The sequence below is a fragment of the bacterium genome (assembly GCA_040755795.1).
GTDB lineage: Bacteria > UBA9089 > CG2-30-40-21 > CG2-30-40-21 > SBAY01 > JBFLXS01.
Genome location: JBFLXS010000011.1, coordinates 13,936 through 31,851, shown reverse-complemented (window position 1 = coordinate 31,851; position 17,916 = coordinate 13,936). Strand labels below are relative to the sequence as shown.

The following is a 17,916-nucleotide window of genomic DNA, read 5'->3' as shown; positions in this document are numbered from 1 at the left end:
CAGAATGATAGTAGTTTCTAAGTTGATAAGTATATAATATACAACGATTTAACAGATATAAAATCTGTTAAATCAGTTTAATCCTGTTGAATATATAGTAAGAATAACACCCACTTCAAAATCGCTGCCTATCAGTTAACTCTTCTTTTCTCCACTTCTCCATCTTCTCCCTTTCTCCTTATTTTTTATATCCTACCTGAACTCTTACGATAGTTTATAGTTTCATAGACTATCAACCATCAACAATACTAATGTGAACTTTTGGTTAATACTTACTATAACCAGTCAAAACATATTTCATCCCTTGCGGCAGAAGGTTGGAAAAGGACAAAAACGACACCTTTCTTCCTTGCTATCAGCCACAAAGGGAATATCTGGACTTAATATTTCCGCGATAAGATTCCTCAATGTCGGAAGAAATATCTCCTCTAAAAACTCCTCACGGTCAACATTTTCATCAAAAAGGAGTTTTTCTTCATTTAGACGAAGAGAAACCAGTTTAGAATTTATTTCACTGCGCAGGATATGATGCATCCTTTGATAAAGCAGGGCGTAAAAAGGAAGTTGAAGAGACTCTATTTCCTCCTTCATCTCATCACGGGATTTCAATATCTTATCAAATAGTCTAAATCTTTTTATATTCCCTGATTTGTAATCAATTATCATCCATTCTTTTCCCAGATGGTCGATACGGTCGGCACGACCAGTCAGGCAAATACTAATTCCATCAGCCAGCGAAAAAGAACAGGATAAATTTTCTTCAGTAGAGATTATTCTGCAGTTGCCAATATGTTTCTTTTCTGATTGGATATATTTTTTTAAACGGGCAACAGTTATCTCTTGAAGAAGATACTGTTCGCCTCGAATCTCGCCAAAATTCTCCAGAAAAACAGATTCTACTACCCCAGACAGATTTCTCTCAAGTTCAACATACTCTTTTTCTCCCAGAATTCCTATGCCGCAAAGGGGGCGATAAAGCCGTTCCAATATCTGATGAAGAATATTTCCAATCCGCTCAGCCTCGAGTTCGTCTGGTATCTCCTCTTTTTCTTTAAGCCTTAGCACCTTTGAAAAATAAAATTTAACCGGGCAGTCCAGATAAGATTCCAGGTCAGTCGCACAAAGGTTTATTTTATACAAAATATCGAGAATTTCCTGATTTTTAGCCACCTCAAACCTATGCCGTAGAGGAAACGAAACATTTAATGCCACCTGACTTGCTTTCAAAACTCCTATCTGTCCCTTTCTTTTTTCTTCTTCCCAGACTAATTTTTCAACGAACCGACTGCGAAGTTGTTTTTCAGTTTTCAAGTAGAAGATATGAATCTGGCGACTGGATGAAACGAGATGATGGAAATGATAGCGGTAGATTTCTTCATTGTGATAGTGAAGTGGCATTTTCAGGGCACTCCTTAATGGAAGTGGCAAAAGCGAATCAAAAGGTTCACTTGCTGGAAGAATACCTTCGTTGGCATTTAATAAAAAGATTTTGTCAAAATTTAAAGCCCGTGTTTCCAATAACCCCATAATCTGCAGACCTTTAAGCGGCTCTCCCTGAAATGCAATTTGCTCTTCTCTAACAATATAACGAAAGAGATTGATGAGGTTATTAGTATCTTTAAATTCTTCGTCTTTGAGGATGGAGATTTTGATTTTGTCCAGAAAAAGAAAAAAACTATTGAAAAACTCTCCAGAAAATGGATAGTGAATAGCCGGGCTGAATTTTGCCAGATAGATGAGAATTCCCTCGAAAAAATCTGCCAGAGAGGCAAGTGTTCTGATTCCATCCATTCTCCTGATAAAGATATCGTGGCACTCAATCAGGGTATTTTTGAAATCCGCAGTGGTAACCTCTCCTGCAGTCAATCGCTGTGCCTGTTCAAATATTTCAACCTCCTCCTCAATTTCATCAAGGCTATTAAACATTTTCCCCTTGTTCAGAAGTGTTTCCTCTATAGAATGAATCAGGATTCGCATCTGGGTAGATTTAAGTTGGTGCTGAATGTTTTTAATATAGGGATGCATTAGAAGGGAGAGATAGGCATCAACATAGTAAGTGTTATCTCGCCTTGTTTCCTGAAGTTTTATAAAAAGGTCTAAAAGGGCATAAATCGGTGTTCTGGCTGCTGGATAGCCCATAGTGATATTATAGTCTGTCTCAAGGGTAGTCATTACCTCAGAGAGTAAAGGAATAAGCGGTTCAGGGTCAGGTAAAACAATGGCTGTTTTTTCATACTCAGACCGGTCTTCTGTGATAATATCTCTTAATTCCACTATCTCAGAGTGGGTGTTAAATGCCTCATGTAAAAATATCTCTGCTCTGTGTTGTGTGTTTTGTGTTCCATACTCTATCTCTTCTACCCATTCATTCATTTCTTCAAATGGTGTCCATCGGATTCCATCGTTCTGACGGATAAAAGTAACGGCTGGTTGTTTGAGGAGATAGCGAATAATCGTTTTCTCTGCCTGACTCATCGCAAAAAGTCCCGCAAAATAGATGGTTTTGAATGGACGAGATAATTCTTCGATATTCTCCGCCGCCAGTGCATAATTTCTACCACGAGTTATCAGACCTTGCTCATCAAGAAGGGTATGATAAATTTTGCGAATATCTGCAAGATGCCCCATTAAAAGACCAGCATTGCGGACAACATTTGGTTCCCATAGTTCTTCTATCTGGATACCCTTGAGGTTTTCATCTTTAACCATTTCAATGTCAATTTCTTCGATTACCCGTTCAATCTTTATTCCCCATGGTAAAAATTGAGCAAATGAAAAACCCGGTTTATCCCAGGGGCTCTTGTTGAGTTTTGTAACTCCCTGAAAAAGCAGATAGATGCTATCCAGTCTGTTTACGAGGGTAAAATCAGGCAGGATTTGTGAGGTTAGAGAGAAAATAAAATCGTCCATTGAGAACATCTTTGGTGGAAAGAATGGTTGATTTAGTTGTTTCGTCATCATCTGGCGAAGATACAGAATTGGACGGCGATGGGCAAATACAACACCGGTTGATGAATAATCATACCTTTGTTTTTCAAGTATCTGTTCGCCGATAAATTTAATAAGATTCTCTGTAAATGGAATCTCGATTATCTTCCCCATTTCACTAATCCATTATTTCACGCCTAAAATTCTCATTTTATAGAAGGAACGATAAACGAAGGTCAAAGCAATCATAAAGAATACTACCGCAAGACCTATTTTCAATCCTTGATTGGTCATTGTTACGGCAATTTCCGTGGCTAAGAGGCCAAATAAGGTTGTGAATTTAATCACCGGGTTCATTGAAACCGAGGAGGTATCTTTAAACGGGTCACCCACAGTATCACCGACAACGGTTGCCTCATGAAGAGGTGTATTTTTTTCTTTTAGACCGACTTCGACAATCTTTTTGGCATTATCCCAACAACCACCCGCATTAGCCATAAAGATTGCCTGGAACAGCCCAAAAAAGGCAATACCAATCAAATAGCCGATAAAGAAGTAGGGGTTGAAGAAAGAAAGTGCCAGTGCCATAAAGAAGATGACGATGAAGATGTTAATCATACCTTTTTGGGCATAAATGGTACATATCTTAACAACCTCTTTACTATCCTTGATTGAAGCCTCTTTTTGTTCCAGATTAATAGTATCTTTAATATAGACAACCGCCCGGTAGGCACCGGTTACTACAGCCTGGGTTGAGGAGCCAGTGAACCAGTAAATCACACAACCACCCATGAGAAGACCAAGGATGATTTCCGGTTGAACCAGGCTCAGGTTGGCAATCACATTTCCAAAAAGCCGCTCCATCAAAATAATGATACCAAAAACCATAGTGGTTGCACCAACAACAGCTGTGCCAATAAGCACTGGTTTAGCTGTGGCTTTAAAGGTATTTCCTGCCCCATCAGCCGATTCAAGATAGTGTTTGGAATGTTCAAAATCCGGCTCGAACCCAAAATCATTCTTAATTTCTTTTGCCACATCAGGGATAGATTCAACCATTGAAAGTTCATAGATTGATTGAGCATTATCCGATACAGGCCCAAAACTATCCACGGCAATGGTGACCGGCCCCATGCCTAAGAAACCAAAGGCTACCAGACCAAAGGCAAATACAGGAGCGGCAAAGACAAATTCCGGGGGCATCACGGCTATAATGGCTGGGTTCTTTGATGCAAAATAGGCAATTAACATCAACACCAGGATAGTTAGACCTTCCCAGAATGCCGAGAAATTTCCTGCCACAAATCCGGAAAGAATATTCAGGGATGGTCCTCCCTGTCGCGAGGAGTTCACCACCTCTTCGCAGTGTCTGGATTTTACGCTGGTGAATATCTTGGTAAATTCAGGAATCAACGCACCAGCGATGGTTCCACAGCTGATGATGATGGATAATGCCCACCAGAGCATGCTGTATTCACCAGTCAAATCGCCAAGTAGAAGGTAACTTGCCCCAAAGGTTACCAGAATGGAGAGCGTTGAGGTTATCCAGACTAAGTTTGTCAAAGGATGTTCGAAATCGAACTCTTTTTTCTTCTTAAAAAAGGCAGAACTGATACCTGCATTAGCAAAATAAGAACCAAGTGAGGTAAGTATCATCAAGATACGCATGGCAAAAATCCAGACGATTAATTTGCCGCCCATTTCTTGATTAGTGAACAATGCCAGGGCTAAAAAGGCAATCAAAGCCACACCAGTTACACCATAAGTCTCAAAACCATCTGCTGTGGGACCAACGCTGTCCCCTGCGTTGTCACCAGTACAATCGGCAATAACCCCCGGGTTTTTGGGGTCATCTTCGGGAAGATGAAAGACTATTTTCATTAAATCGGAACCAATATCAGCAATCTTGGTGAAGATACCCCCGCATATCCTCAAGGCACTGGCACCAAGGGATTCCCCAATGGCAAATCCGATAAAACAGGGTCCTGCCAATTCTTTTGGAATATATGCCAAAATGAGAATCATAAAAAACAATTCTACACTAACCAACAAAAGTCCAACGCTCATACCCGAGCGCAAACAGATACTGACAATATCCATAGGATTAGCTCGAAGTGAGGCAAAAGCCGCCCTTGAATTTGCCACGGTATTAATTCTAATCCCAAACCAGGCAACACTATAAGAACCCAGAATGCCTACAATGGAGCAGAAAAGGATAATGGCTACATTATTTATTGAAGCCCCCTGCAATGCCGAGAAATAATAGATAATACATAACGCAATCAGTAGCCAGAGAGCAACTAAGAATTTACCTTGCTGGGTCAGGTAGGTCTTGCATGTTTCCCAGATTGTATTGGATACGCTAAGCATTGCTTTGTGAGCAGGTAGGTTTTTGGTCTGGAAATACTGAATGAGACCAAAAAGCGCACCTATGGCACAAATCACAAGACCACAGTTAAGGAGCGTTATACCAGCAATACAACTGCCTAAAACATTGAATGCAACCCCAGACAGGTCAGGCAACTTAATGTCTGCCTCGCCTGCAAACGCCATTGGAACCATCAAAAGAAACTGAACACTCATAGTCAGACAAAACAATAAACTACATTTAACTTTACTCATCATTAAACATCCTCCTGAAATTTGTAACTATTTAGCCCTCTGAAGTGAAATAACGGACAATAGTTGTTAGATTCAAAGAACAAGGCAGGAAATAATCTCCTTGTCCCTTGAACTTACTCTCTCATTTCACTCTGGGTAGATAATTACTAAAATTTTATGTTTTTATATAGTATAACTTATATTGATAACTATGTCAAGAAAATTTTGTCGGCTCGAATTAGGTTAGACTTCATCAGTTACCCACAAAGAATGATTTGATGGCAAAAATGGCACAATTGAGGAAAGGGGCAGGATAGATACCAATGACAATGATACTGATAACCGCAATGAAAATACCTATTCCTAATGATTTAGAGATAGCAATTGGGGTAGTATCTACAGGTGGTTTGAGATACATTACCTTAACCACGGTAAAATAGTAATAAACAGAAACAACACTAAAAAGCACTCCCATTACCGGGAGCCAAATCAAGCCTTGTTTTATTGCCCCGGCAAATAGATAAAACTTACCAATAAAGCCGGCTAATGGTGGAATACCAGCCATTGAAACTAAACTAAGTAACATCGCTAAGGCTAAAAGAGGTGCTCTTTTCCATAGCCCGGCGTAATCCGAAATCTCATCTGTTCCTGTTTGATTAGAAAAGGCAATGACGACTAAAAAGGCACCAAGTGAGGCTAATGAATAAACTAAAAGGTAAAGTATAATTGAACCTATCCCCAGTTCTGTGGTAACCGCTAATCCAATCAGAATATATCCCGCATGGGCGATACTGGAATAAGCCAGCATTCGTTTGATATTTGTTTGAGGTAAGGCACATAGATTGCCAAGCCCCATAGAAAGCACTGATAAAACCGCCATCAAGGGTAACCAATCCACCTTTATATCCACAAAACAGACTAAAAAGACCCGCAGAATGACTACAAATCCCGCTAACTTCGATGCCGTGGCAAGATAGGTGGTAATCGGTGTAGGTGCTCCCTCGTAGGTATCAGGAACCCACATATGGAATGGTGCCGTGGCAATCTTAAACCCAAACCCAGCCATTAATAAAACTATGCTTAAAAGGACTATTGGACTCAGACTATCCGGGGATATGTCTTTAAGGAATGTTGACCCGGTTAATCCGTAGAGGAAACTTATGCCATAAAGTAGAATAGCCGAAGATAATACCCCAAATAAAAGATATTTTACCCCCGCCTCACAAGATTTGGGGTCTTTCTTTAAATAACCAGTGAGGATGATGCAAGATAAACTGGCAAGTTCTAATGAGATAAAGATGCTAATAAACTCTGCACAAGAGGTCATAAATAACATCCCCATCGTAGCCAAAACTAATAGGTAATAGTATTCACCCTGGTTAGATGGAAGTTTTTTAACATAGGCTAATGAAGATAATATCACTAACCCAGTTATCGCCAGCAATAGTTGTTTAGAAAAGATGGCTAACTTATCAATGACAAACATTCCACCAAAAATCTCACCTGATTTTAAGGTTAAGGTAGTGATAAAACCAATTATCAAGCCAATTACTCCTAACCAACCCAGGATAGTTCTATCCTTACCTTTTGGCAAAAACAGGTCAATAACAAGTATAGATATAGCCGTTGCAAATAAAGTTATTTCTGGTCCTAATAAAGACCAATCAAATTTACTCCAGTCTATCATTATTTTCCCTCCGAATATGTTTGGTTAGGCGATATAGCCCCATTGTTTAAATCTATCCTGAAGTTCTAAGTCATCTCTAAACGCTTTAAAATATATAAATTCAGGGGCTAAATCTGCGCCATTAGGCCATATAACTGTTTCTAATGTTTCATCAACAACCAGTTGTGAAAACATTGATATATCTTTCAAATTTTCAAAAATTGGACCTGTTAAGGCATCAGATAAATCAGCTATCCCACTACGGCCATCATTAAATGTTACTTCTAACTTATAGTCTCCAAGATATTTTGCTTTATTAACATGTAAAATCATTTTTTACTCCAGTGGTTCTATAGATTTGGGTTGTTCTTTTTTTCTGCAAAGTTCCCAATCTTCAAGTAATTCATTCTTATGTGATTCATACCACTCCAAAACATGATGAAGTGCTCTTTTGGGAAATTTTCCTTCGATAACACCGTTAAAAATATTAATAGTAATTTCATATTCCCCATATTTTGCATGGAAATGAGGTGGTAAATGGTCATCCCAATACATTGTGATTATAATTCCCAAAAATGTGCTTATTATTGGCAATGATATTATCTCCTATTTAGTGTTTTTTGCTTGATGATATAAACCAACAATTTTTTGGATGCAGGATGAATTGCTACACTGCACTCATTTCGTATAAATCAGCCGTGAATTTACCCGATGACTTAACTATTCCTTTTAAAATACCTTCTATCTTTCTTGCTGATGACAATGGTATTGATTCCTGCCCACAATTTGGACATACATAAATAATCAAATCCGAAATAATGATTGGTTTGCCGTAGCGATGAAAAAGTTTTTCACTTTTTCTCACCTCCATCGGAGATAAACAACCATTTGGACATTCCATCAATAATTACCCCCTGTTCACGGTAATAATAAATCATGGTTTACAATCTTTTACTACAACTACAAGATTACCTTTAAATATTGGTAACTATTCAGCCACAGATGGACACGGATGAAACACTGAAAATTCATAATCCGTGTCCGTTTTCCGTGTCCGTAATTAGGCTGAAGGCTGAAGGTTTTTTCTCCTTCTGACTTTTATCTTCTATCCTGCTTGATTCTCTGCCAGTGGAGGAAATTTCCACCCCCTAACCCCCGCCAGCGGTGGACAACCCCTCTGCCCTCTACCTTCTGCTCTCTGTATTTATCCGTGCTAATCCGTGTTAATCAGTGGCTGAATAGTTACCTGAAGTTTCGTGAATTTTTTATGATTCCTTTTGTCTTTAATCTTTGAGTTCTTTGCGGTTAAAAAAGGATAAATCGCAAAGGGCACAAAGGAGAAAAAACCAGATAATCTATTCTTAACATCCGGTCTATCATGTCTATCCTGCCAAAGAAAAAACTTGACCTGAACGGTTACCATCAAAAATCTAAAACTACAGTCTTCAAACTCTTGTTGATAACAAAAATGTTGATGGTTGTGCGTCAACTATATAATTTCTGCTTCACTTATTAAGCGTTTCCATAATGATTCAACACCTAATATCTTTATCCAATGTTCCAAATAGTCTAAATCTAATTTGCTATATTGAACTTCATATACCCGCAAAGCATCAGTAAATTGTTTTTCACTTCCACCGGATAACTTCGCCCATCTCAATTTGGCTAAGATTGTATCCTCTGGGCTTGAAACCTGAATTTCTATCCCCATAATTTTTTCACTAATTTTGCGAGAAAACCGTAATTGATCAAAAGGTTCATCCGTCAATATCCAAAAATCAACTTTATCTCCCCCTTTTAAATCAATTAGATTAACCATACTTTGTTTATCAATTGCATCAAGGAAACTTTCTTCATCTAAATAAAAATCAGGTAAAGAAAAGATTTTAATCAAGTTATGAACTTTTGATTTTTGAATAGCAATAATCATATCAATATCATGAGTAGATCTGGGTTCACCCTGTAGACTTGAAACGATAGAGCCTGTGAGCATATACGGAATTCCCTCCTGGTTAATTATACGGATAATTTTCTTTAATAATTCTTGTTGTGACATTTATCCAGACGCTCCAGAAGTATTTTTTTGAATTCTTCATCACCCAGATTGGGAAATCTTTTATGCAATCCATGAATAAAGAGTTGTTTAGCAAATTTTGACAACTCAAATGCCTTAAGCAACCTTGCTTCAGGTGACATCTGACGAAGTACCTGAAGATATATCTTGTGATTTGGATGTTTTTTTATATTCATAATTATTAAAACTTCCCCGCTAATTGCAATATCGTGGCATTCATTACATCTAAAATTACCTTTGGATATAGACCGACTAAGATGATTAAAAACATCAATGGGGTCAATGAAATCCATTCACGAATATCTAAATCTACCAGTTTGGCATATTTTTCATTCAGGTCGCCAAAGAATATCTGACGATACATCCAGAGAAGATAAATAGCCGTGATTAAGACACCAAATACCGCCGCCGCGGTAATGATAGAAAATACCGGGAATGCCCCTAAGAAACATAATAATTCACCGATAAATCCGGCTAAACCTGGTAATCCTAATGAAGCCATAACGGCAATACCCATAATGGAGGCATACGCAGGCACTACCCTGGCTATGCCGCCAAAGGCATTGATGTCTCGCAGATGTGCACGGTCGTAAATCACCCCAACCAACATAAATAAAGAACCGGTAACAATTCCATGGGTAAAGCATTGCATCAAGGCACCATTAAGTCCGGTTGGAGTTAGCGACGCCATCCCTAATAAAACATAGCCCATATGACTTATACTCGAATAGGCAATCATCTTTTTCAGGTCTGTTTGTGCCATAGCCACAAAGGCTCCATAAATGATATTTATCAACCCGAGGATTGCCAGGAAATAGGCGAAATATTTGGCACATTCGGGTAAAATAGGCAGACTAACCCGCAAAAAACCATAAGCTCCCATTTTTAACAAGACGCCAGCTAAAATTACACTGCCTGCGGTTGGTGCCTCTACATGAGCATCTGGTAACCAGGTATGGAATGGCCACACCGGAATCTTTACCGCAAACCCCACATAAAGGGCTAAAAAAACTATGTTGGCGACAAATGTAGATTGGAAGATTTGCGGTTTCTGGGATAATTCCAATATATTGAATGTATGCGGCTGGACGCTAAAATATATCCCCAGAAAGCCTAACAGCATAAAAAGACTGCCAATGAGGGTGTAAAGAATGAATTTAATCGCCGCATATTCCTTTCTTGGTCCTCCCCAAATACCAATGATAAAATACATTGGCACTAACACCAACTCCCAAAAGATATAAAACACAAACAGGTCTAATGCCATAAATACCCCTAACATCCCTGCCTCTAAGATTAAAAATAAGGCAAAATATTCCTTTACACGGACATTAACATTCCAGGAAATAGTTAAGGATAAAAGAGAAAGCAGACTGGTGATAATGACCATAGGTAGCCCTAATCCGTCTAAACCGACAAGATAGCTAATGCCAAATGACGGAATCCAATCTACCTTTTCCATGAATTGGACCCCGGCTGTCCTCTGGTCAAACAGCCACCATACCCAGCCAGTCAAAATAACCGGGATAGCGGCTATGGTCGTCGCAGTTATCTTAATTTGTTTATCCATATCCTTTGGAAAAAATAGTACCAGAATTCCACCGATTAATGGGATAAAAATAATTAATGATAAAATAGGAATATTCATAAATCTTGTCTCCTTAATTCAAAGATTCATTCCCAGCATAAAATAAGTGAACCAGTGACATTACAGTAAGTCTACAAACTCAGGTAGACTAAAAGCGGTTTGTCTGATAATTGCTCGTAATGTTCCTCGATCTAATTCTTTGTGGTCAGGAACGACTATCTGAGCGAAAGGATTATCCCGACGCAAAATCATATGGCTTCCTTCCTGCCGTTTCATGTAAAATCCAATTTTGCCAAGTGCTTTGACACACTCGCGTCCAGAAATCCTCGGTAACTTGCTCACACTGCCACCACCATTGTTTCAAACCGTTCCTCAGGAACAAGCAATCCGTCTTCTTCAAAGGCGGCAATATATCCCTTAACTGCTTCTTTAATATTGATTATGGCTTCTTCTCTTGTTCTTCCTTGACTGATACAACCAGGTAAACTCGGACATTCAACTACCCAATAACCATCTTCACCAGGATAAATAATCACTTCTCTCATTTTTACTCCTCCCTAACGCTATCGTCTCAGCTAACGATTCCAGTGTCCATTTTTCACTAAAACTTTTGCTAACAAAACTGCGCCTGCAATAAACGCCAAACATATTCCAATCATTTTCGGTTCAAATTTCCAGTATACAACAGATATATAGTTGTCCAACGCTAATCCGTATTAATCAGTGGTTGAACCGTTATAAAATATCTCCATCTTTCATCATAACTTGACCTTTAACTATGACTGTGGTTGCTTTCCCTTGAAGTTCCCAACCGTTAAAGGGGCAGTTTCTTCCCTTTGAATAAAATTTATCAACATCTACCTTCCATTTTTTCTCTAAGTCTATTATGGTTATATCTGTAGATATATTTGGTGTAAGAGTTCCAAATCCAGCCTCTGCAAGTCCAAAAATTTTAGCGGGCAAGATAGTCATTTTTTCAATTGCTTGTTTGAGCGTTAAAATACCTGGCTTAACTAAATAAGTAAGGACTAAACCTAAAGTCGTTTCTAAACCAATAATTCCAAAAGGTGCTTGCTCCCACGGAACAGTTTTTTCTGCCGGTGTATGAGGAGCATGGTCACTGGCAATAATATCAATTATGCCGTTTGACAAACCCTCTTTTATTGCTTCTACATCCTCTTTAGCTCTTAGTGGAGGATTTACTTTTGCATTAGTCCCTATCTCCTTTTCATTCTCTTTTGACAGAATAAAGTGATGCGGTGTTGCTTCTGCCGTAATTTTTACCCCTCGTTTTTTGGCTTGTGCAATTTTTTTTACCGATGAAGCAAGACTAACATGTGAAATATGAATATTTGCGTCTGTCTCCTCCGCTAATTTAATATCACGCTCAATAAATCTATCCTCGGCGGTATATGGTTCAAGTAATGCAAACTGTCTTCCTAATTTCTCTATCATTCTTTGACGATATAATTCCGATTCTTCACAGTGGGGGGTAATCAGGATATCATATTCTTTACCCTTAATAAGGGCGTTTCTCATTAATTTATTACTTGCAACAGGTTGACCATCATCCGAAAGTGCTTTAGCCCCCGCTTGTTTTAATTGGGGAACATTTACCAACCTCTTCCCGTCTATTCTTTTTGATATACAAGCCTTTGAAAAGAAATGAACCAGGCTTTGTTCACGCGCAATTTCTAAAACATTTTTAAGTCGTGAAGCCGTGTCAATTGGGGGGTTAGTATTAGGTTCGGCGATAACTGTAGTAAATCCGCCGCTGACCGCCGCACACGAACCCGTATAAATATTTTCTTTGTATTCCTGTCCTGGCTCTCTAAAATGAACATGGACATCAATAAGACCAGGGACAACTAATTTATTTTTTGCATCTATAATTAAGGCGTCTTCATTTACAATATCTCTATCAATTTTTTTAACCTTATAGTCTTCGATTAAAATATCAAGTTCATCAGTTACACCTCTACCCCCGGGTTGTAAAATAAGTCCATTTTTTATTAAAAGTTTCATACATCTTTATCCAAATAACTTAAACACCAAAAAGCATACAATTCCAAGAATAATAACCAGCATATAAGATTGTGCCAGGCCTGTCTGCAAGATTCTCAATATCATTCCCAGACCTCGTGAAAACCAGGCAACACCATTGACTAAACCATCGATTACCCGTAAGTCAAAAATTAGCGTCCACTTTGTAAATCGATGTAACGGCTTAACAAATATAATCTCATAGAGTTCATCTACCCAGTATTTATGAAATGATAGTTGATAGAATGGATAAAATGCCTTTGCTATTTTTTCACATGAGACCCATTTGGCTCCATAAACTACCCATGCCACAAATATCCCCAGACAGGCCATAAATAATCCCAGATACATTATATTTTCAGTGCCTGAATGACTGGTATGCAATCCTTCAAAATGAATGAATTTGCCAATCCAATTACCACACAAGGGTGAACCAACAAGTCCTGCCACAATAGAAAGTATGGCTAAAAGTATCAGCGGTATAGTCATCACTGCCGGTGATTCATGGATATGATGTTCGTGATGAGTGTGTGGGGCTTCATGCATTTTACCCATAAAGACAACAAAGAAAAGCCTGAAGATATAGAATGCCGTTAAAAATACAGTGATAATGGCAAAGGAAAATAAAACCATATTACCGGAATTAAAGACGCTAATAAGTATTTCATCCTTGCTCCAGAATCCAGATAAAGGTGGAATACCTGCCAGAGAAAGTGCGGCAATCACAAAAGTAGTGGCGGTAATTTTCATTGGTTTAAATAAACCACCCGCAGACCAAATATCATTAGTATGGATAGCATGGATAACACTGCCGGCACATAGAAACAAAAGTGCCTTGAAAAAGGCATGGGTCATCAGGTGAAATAACCCGGCGGTATAGCCACAAACCCCCAGTGCCAGCATCATATAGCCTAATTGGCTTAGTGTTGAGTAGGCGATGATGCGTTTAATATCGTTTTGGGTCAGGGCAATAGTCGCGGCAAAAATAGCGGTAAAACCACCAATGTAAGCCACAACCAGAAGGGCATCTGGAGAGCCAAAAAACATCCCAAATAACCTGCCGACTAAATAGACGCCTGCGGCAACCATTGTGGCGGCATGGATTAAGGCAGAAACCGGGGTTGGACCTTCCATAGCATCCGGTAACCAAACATGCAAAGGAAACTGGGCAGATTTGCCTACCGCACCGCAGAAAACTAACAACGCAATTATAGTCAAGGTTTGCTCCGGGGTAAGTCCCGGTAAGGCAGGTAAATTGCCGGCTTTAATTATCTCGCCAATCTCTTCAAAACCAAAACTACCAGTCAATTTAAATAAAAGCAAGATGCCAATCATAAACCCGACATCACCTACCCGAGTGGTGATAAACGCCTTTTTGCCTGCCTCTGCGGCAGAGGGTTTATGATACCAGTAGCCAATCAATAAATAAGAACAGACACCGACTAACTCCCAGAAGATATACATTTGTAAAAAATTGTTACTTAATACCAGCCCTAACATAGAGAAGGTGAAAAGTGAAAGGTAGGCATAGTATCTTGAAAATCCCGGGTCGTGTTTGCCATCTGATTCTCGCATATAGCCTCTTGAGTAAATCTGTATCATCAAGCTGACAAAACTCACCACCACCATCATCATGGCAGATAACTGGTCAATTACGATACTTAATTCAATAGTCGTAAGACCTGTTTTAAACCAGAGTAAATGTTCAGATTGTGCCTTACCGTTGGTCATCACCCAATAAAACACCGCACAAGAAATAAGGAATGAACTAAAAATAGCCCCTATTGAAACATAGGAACTTAAATCCTTATTCTTTCGAGTAAAGAATACAATTATAGGTACTGTAAGTAAAGGTAGGGTTGGTACCCACCAGGTATAAGAAAGCATACTATTAATAAACCTCCATTTTATTTTTTGTACACGGATTGCACGGATTTTACTGATTTTATAAGTTTCTCAATTCTTTTAATCTCAAGTCCAATATCCTCTATCACCTTTTCATGTTGCATAAAGTATTTTTCCCTCTTTCCGAATTCTTTGTTCTAACTCTTTAGATATATGCTCCATCGTAACCAGGTCCACTTTCCATTTTATTATTGATGGTAGAGTTGCTACTGCTTTAAAATACAAACGAGGTGAGACACCAGATACAGCAATATCAATATCCGAGGTATCATCAAATGTCCCATCACATAAGGAACCAAAAAGGATAACCTCTTTACATCCTATTGATTTTAAATACTCAATCGCTGATGTGAGTTTCTTTTTAATTTTTATTCCATCTTTCATACTCATTGGCTGTTTCCCCCCATTAATAGCTCTTCGTATAATATAGGTAACACTTTAGCCATCTGAAGTAATATTAACCACAGAGACACAGGGAACTTCGGTAATCGGTTACCGATAACCGATTACCGATTACTCACTAAAGAACCAAAGACTCCTATCTCTTTAACCTTAAAACTCTCTGTTAAAATAGTCTTATTTGCTTTTACTCGATATTCAAGTTTTTTTAAGATTAAGTGGCTTATCCTTTTTTAACCGCAAAGAACGCAAAGATTAAAGGCAAAAGGAATCATAAAAAAATTCACGAAACTCCAGTTACAACATCCCCCTTCCTAATCCCCTTGCATATGTTCCGTAATGATATCCAATGCTGAAACGCCCTTGAAGTCGTTGGCATTGTGCGTCACCAGCGGCACACCATGTCGGACGGCGCAGGCGGCGATCCATTCGTCATGCAACGACATGGGTTTTCCGGCTCGCTTTCTCTCTGCCGCAAGCCTGCCATAGCAGGGGGCGATCTCATGGTCATAAGGGATCACAACGAAATTGCGCAGGGTCGTTTCCAGTTCCTTCCGCTTCTTCTCGCCCCAGTGTGCTTTTTCCGCACCGTAGTACATTTCGCCAACGGTGATAAACGAAATGGCAAGTAATGCTCCCTGAACACGCGGCGCATACACTTTGGCCAGTGGGCCTCCCTTCATCAGGTAGGAGACAATATTTGTATCGAGGATGATCTTCGCGTCGCTCATGAAACGCCACCTCCCGCTATGGACTGATGCCGCAATTCGTCAATTGCTGCCTCGAATCCATCGTTCTCTTCGCCCGGCCACGTACCGAACAGCGCCCGAACATCCACCAGCGGCTGCACGTTTTGAGAATAGGCCAGTTCATCCAGCGTTGGCGACTCCCAGAAATGCCGTAAAATCGGCGTCCCTTGCGGCAACAGATCGGTGGCTTCATTCTCGCGATCCTCCAACCGATCAATATCATGAATTTTGATGCTTGTAATTTTGCCAGTGACAGGGTCTTCCTTTGCCTCCCCCACGATCCTGACGTACTGAAGAATGTCTTCGAGGACTTCGTCCTTCTGCTCCTCGTCAAATAGGCAGAGTACCGGCTCGCCGACGGATGGATGCACCCGGCAACGCGTGCCGTGCTCCTTGAAGTCCGCCATCAGAAGTCGCCCTTCGATGATCCGTATGTTGGTTAGCGGTCCCTTGATTCGCTCTTGAATACGTTCAAAACCTTGAGGCGTAAATGGTATGACCATAGGCGGTTCGCGATGGTTGAGAGTGAACTGTATGGAACTTACACCCTTTCGGAACAGAACTCCTACGTCGCGCCAAGCCAGCAAAACGCCGGCGTCGCATCCTTCGGGCATCACTTCACCAGGCTTTTGAATTTGTCCGAGACAGGAAAGGGCCTTTTCGATAATCTCCGGTCCCAATTCCATGCCAGACAACGCCATTTGGTCCTGTCGATGTTCAAAACCAAGTATCGCCGCCGGGCTGCCGTGCGTCAACAAAACCAGTTCTAGAGCCACTTCTTCCGAAACGTTGTGCGGCTGCCGCCCCCGGCGAACGCTCTCCATATCGCCAAACAAAACCCTTCCCGTGCGCTGAAGTGCCTTGTTCAGGTTGGATAAAAATTTCATAAGGTGCGACACTGGGATCTTGCCCGGTCCAACCGCCTCGCCGTCGAATCGAATCTTCAATATTGGATCATGTTCGTTCATATAATTAAACCTCCTTATCAAAACTCACTCAAGACCTCACACTGACTTCCTCCGTCTTCTTCCTGATTTCGCTTCTTCGCTGACCTCACTTCTCTGCTTGTTTTGCTTTTCTTGGGGGCTAACGATCAAGCTCACCTGCAGCGGGGAGGATTATCACTAACCTTTCATAGGCAAATAAAACTTTGATAAACCATAAAATTTTCAGAATCGCGACTCACTCCTCGCTGTCAGAGTGCAACGCCTTGTTAGACAAACGCTACACTTCACCGTCCTTTTTCTTTTCTTCTGGCTTACCAAACTACCTCATTTCAGTAAGATTAATAAGTGAATTCTATAATCAAGGTCTCACCCCAATCTCCCTCCTGACACCTTTATTCCCCGAACAGTTACGAATCTTCTTTCAGGCAGAGACTAATTCTACTGTAGGTTTAACTAATCTAGACTTTCTTGCTGAAGCAAGTCTTTTAACCCTTACAAGAATCATTGGTTGATTTTTCTCTCTCCTTAGCCTTGCCATTTTAAGATTTTCCTCTGCCAATTTCTGATCATATTCAGGTAGAATTACAATTATTGCATCCTTAGGTATACGATTTGCAACTTCAGGGTGTTCTAAAACATACCTGCTAAATTCTGTGGTCAAGACTAAATTTTTCTCAAATAGTTCCTTTTTGTTCATCTTTTCATCTCCTTTTCATATCTTTGCCGATACCACTGCCAGTTTGACTTAATGTCATACTGGGCAAAGGTCAATGCCTCATTATAGTCCCAATAGAAAAGAGGTACTTTCTCTATTGATCCATCTGGATACATTCTATCCAGATGTGCAAATCCATGAGCAGTATCATATCTAATAACAGGATGCCACTTACCAAGAATAAAAGCCTCATATTGAACAGTGAACTCTGTTATTTTCCCCTTAACGCTGAAGTGGTAATGTCTAATTCTATCATCCTGTGTCAAAAATGCTACAAAACTTGTTTCTCCCATTTCTTGTT

At 39.8% G+C, this 17,916-nt stretch carries 18 protein-coding genes; all 18 read right to left on the bottom strand.

What is annotated here, in order from left to right; all coding sequences use genetic code 11:
• Nucleotides 1-297: 297 nt before the first annotated feature.
• Nucleotides 298-3,102: a PD-(D/E)XK nuclease family protein gene (locus tag AB1414_01840; protein ID MEW6606182.1), complete on the bottom strand. Its 2,805-nt coding sequence runs from the start codon at nucleotides 3,100-3,102 to the stop codon at nucleotides 298-300.
• A gap of 12 nt (nucleotides 3,103-3,114) precedes the next feature.
• Nucleotides 3,115-5,553, bottom strand: coding sequence for a sodium-translocating pyrophosphatase (locus AB1414_01835; protein MEW6606181.1), 2,439 nt, complete (start codon nucleotides 5,551-5,553; stop codon nucleotides 3,115-3,117).
• 229 nt (nucleotides 5,554-5,782) lie between these two features.
• Nucleotides 5,783-7,216, bottom strand: coding sequence for an NADH-quinone oxidoreductase subunit N (locus AB1414_01830; GenBank protein ID MEW6606180.1), 1,434 nt, complete (start codon nucleotides 7,214-7,216; stop codon nucleotides 5,783-5,785).
• 24 nt (nucleotides 7,217-7,240) lie between these two features.
• On the bottom strand, nucleotides 7,241-7,528 hold the full coding sequence (locus tag AB1414_01825) for a DUF2442 domain-containing protein (GenBank protein ID MEW6606179.1): 288 nt from the start codon (nucleotides 7,526-7,528) through the stop codon (nucleotides 7,241-7,243).
• A 3-nt stretch (nucleotides 7,529-7,531) separates the two neighbouring features.
• Nucleotides 7,532-7,789 carry a DUF4160 domain-containing protein gene (locus AB1414_01820; GenBank protein ID MEW6606178.1) on the bottom strand — a complete coding sequence of 86 codons (258 nt, stop codon included), beginning with the start codon at nucleotides 7,787-7,789 and terminating at the stop codon, nucleotides 7,532-7,534.
• 73 nt (nucleotides 7,790-7,862) lie between these two features.
• Nucleotides 7,863-8,096 (bottom strand): hypothetical protein, encoded by a 234-nt coding sequence (locus AB1414_01815; protein MEW6606177.1) that lies wholly within the window; start codon nucleotides 8,094-8,096, stop codon nucleotides 7,863-7,865.
• A gap of 588 nt (nucleotides 8,097-8,684) precedes the next feature.
• On the bottom strand, nucleotides 8,685-9,251 hold the full coding sequence (locus AB1414_01810; GenBank protein ID MEW6606176.1) for a hypothetical protein: 567 nt from the start codon (nucleotides 9,249-9,251) through the stop codon (nucleotides 8,685-8,687).
• Nucleotides 9,230-9,445: a hypothetical protein gene (locus AB1414_01805; GenBank protein ID MEW6606175.1), complete on the bottom strand. Its 216-nt coding sequence runs from the start codon at nucleotides 9,443-9,445 to the stop codon at nucleotides 9,230-9,232. Before AB1414_01805 ends, AB1414_01810 begins: the two co-directional genes overlap by 22 nt.
• Before the next feature lie 5 nt (nucleotides 9,446-9,450).
• Complete coding sequence (locus AB1414_01800; protein ID MEW6606174.1) at nucleotides 9,451-10,917, bottom strand: NADH-quinone oxidoreductase subunit M; 1,467 nt, start codon at nucleotides 10,915-10,917, stop codon at nucleotides 9,451-9,453.
• 60 nt (nucleotides 10,918-10,977) lie between these two features.
• The gene (locus AB1414_01795) at nucleotides 10,978-11,199 is read right to left on the bottom strand and encodes a type II toxin-antitoxin system HicA family toxin (protein ID MEW6606173.1); all 222 of its coding nucleotides are present in this window, start codon (nucleotides 11,197-11,199) and stop codon (nucleotides 10,978-10,980) included.
• Nucleotides 11,196-11,402 (bottom strand): type II toxin-antitoxin system HicB family antitoxin, encoded by a 207-nt coding sequence (locus AB1414_01790; protein ID MEW6606172.1) that lies wholly within the window; start codon nucleotides 11,400-11,402, stop codon nucleotides 11,196-11,198. The genes AB1414_01795 and AB1414_01790 overlap by 4 nt, the downstream gene beginning before the upstream one ends.
• A gap of 190 nt (nucleotides 11,403-11,592) precedes the next feature.
• Nucleotides 11,593-12,882 (bottom strand): dihydroorotase, encoded by a 1,290-nt coding sequence (locus AB1414_01785; GenBank protein ID MEW6606171.1) that lies wholly within the window; start codon nucleotides 12,880-12,882, stop codon nucleotides 11,593-11,595.
• A 6-nt stretch (nucleotides 12,883-12,888) separates the two neighbouring features.
• Nucleotides 12,889-14,787: an NADH-quinone oxidoreductase subunit L gene (gene nuoL / locus AB1414_01780; protein ID MEW6606170.1), complete on the bottom strand. Its 1,899-nt coding sequence runs from the start codon at nucleotides 14,785-14,787 to the stop codon at nucleotides 12,889-12,891.
• A 111-nt stretch (nucleotides 14,788-14,898) separates the two neighbouring features.
• A complete protein-coding gene (locus AB1414_01775) occupies nucleotides 14,899-15,195 on the bottom strand; it encodes a nucleotidyltransferase domain-containing protein (GenBank protein MEW6606169.1) in 297 nt (98 codons plus the stop codon).
• Nucleotides 15,196-15,518: 323 nt separating this feature from the next.
• Nucleotides 15,519-15,935, bottom strand: coding sequence for a type II toxin-antitoxin system VapC family toxin (locus AB1414_01770; protein MEW6606168.1), 417 nt, complete (start codon nucleotides 15,933-15,935; stop codon nucleotides 15,519-15,521).
• Nucleotides 15,932-16,921 (bottom strand): hypothetical protein, encoded by a 990-nt coding sequence (locus AB1414_01765; GenBank protein ID MEW6606167.1) that lies wholly within the window; start codon nucleotides 16,919-16,921, stop codon nucleotides 15,932-15,934. Before AB1414_01765 ends, AB1414_01770 begins: the two co-directional genes overlap by 4 nt.
• 400 nt (nucleotides 16,922-17,321) lie before the next feature.
• A complete protein-coding gene (locus tag AB1414_01760; GenBank protein MEW6606166.1) occupies nucleotides 17,322-17,597 on the bottom strand; it encodes a DUF5647 family protein in 276 nt (91 codons plus the stop codon).
• Complete coding sequence (locus AB1414_01755; protein ID MEW6606165.1) at nucleotides 17,594-17,908, bottom strand: hypothetical protein; 315 nt, start codon at nucleotides 17,906-17,908, stop codon at nucleotides 17,594-17,596. The genes AB1414_01760 and AB1414_01755 overlap by 4 nt, the downstream gene beginning before the upstream one ends.
• Nucleotides 17,909-17,916: the final 8 nt, after the last annotated feature.

What these genes read in the sequence shown, in the direction of transcription:
- AB1414_01840 (MEW6606182.1), bottom strand. Translation starts at nt 3,102, where the DNA reads ATGGGGAAGATAATCGAGATTCCATTTACAGAGAATCTTATTAAATTT.
- AB1414_01835 (MEW6606181.1), bottom strand. Translation starts at nt 5,553, where the DNA reads ATGATGAGTAAAGTTAAATGTAGTTTATTGTTTTGTCTGACTATGAGT.
- AB1414_01830 (MEW6606180.1), bottom strand. Translation starts at nt 7,216, where the DNA reads ATGATAGACTGGAGTAAATTTGATTGGTCTTTATTAGGACCAGAAATA.
- AB1414_01825 (MEW6606179.1), bottom strand. Translation starts at nt 7,528, where the DNA reads ATGATTTTACATGTTAATAAAGCAAAATATCTTGGAGACTATAAGTTA.
- AB1414_01815 (MEW6606177.1), bottom strand. Translation starts at nt 8,096, where the DNA reads ATGGAATGTCCAAATGGTTGTTTATCTCCGATGGAGGTGAGAAAAAGT.
- AB1414_01810 (MEW6606176.1), bottom strand. Translation starts at nt 9,251, where the DNA reads ATGTCACAACAAGAATTATTAAAGAAAATTATCCGTATAATTAACCAG.
- AB1414_01805 (MEW6606175.1), bottom strand. Translation starts at nt 9,445, where the DNA reads ATGAATATAAAAAAACATCCAAATCACAAGATATATCTTCAGGTACTT.
- AB1414_01800 (MEW6606174.1), bottom strand. Translation starts at nt 10,917, where the DNA reads ATGAATATTCCTATTTTATCATTAATTATTTTTATCCCATTAATCGGT.
- AB1414_01790 (MEW6606172.1), bottom strand. Translation starts at nt 11,402, where the DNA reads ATGAGAGAAGTGATTATTTATCCTGGTGAAGATGGTTATTGGGTAGTT.
- AB1414_01785 (MEW6606171.1), bottom strand. Translation starts at nt 12,882, where the DNA reads ATGAAACTTTTAATAAAAAATGGACTTATTTTACAACCCGGGGGTAGA.
- nuoL (MEW6606170.1), bottom strand. Translation starts at nt 14,787, where the DNA reads ATGCTTTCTTATACCTGGTGGGTACCAACCCTACCTTTACTTACAGTA.
- AB1414_01775 (MEW6606169.1), bottom strand. Translation starts at nt 15,195, where the DNA reads ATGAGTATGAAAGATGGAATAAAAATTAAAAAGAAACTCACATCAGCG.
- AB1414_01770 (MEW6606168.1), bottom strand. Translation starts at nt 15,935, where the DNA reads ATGAGCGACGCGAAGATCATCCTCGATACAAATATTGTCTCCTACCTG.
- AB1414_01765 (MEW6606167.1), bottom strand. Translation starts at nt 16,921, where the DNA reads ATGAACGAACATGATCCAATATTGAAGATTCGATTCGACGGCGAGGCG.
- AB1414_01760 (MEW6606166.1), bottom strand. Translation starts at nt 17,597, where the DNA reads ATGAACAAAAAGGAACTATTTGAGAAAAATTTAGTCTTGACCACAGAA.
- AB1414_01755 (MEW6606165.1), bottom strand. Translation starts at nt 17,908, where the DNA reads ATGGGAGAAACAAGTTTTGTAGCATTTTTGACACAGGATGATAGAATT.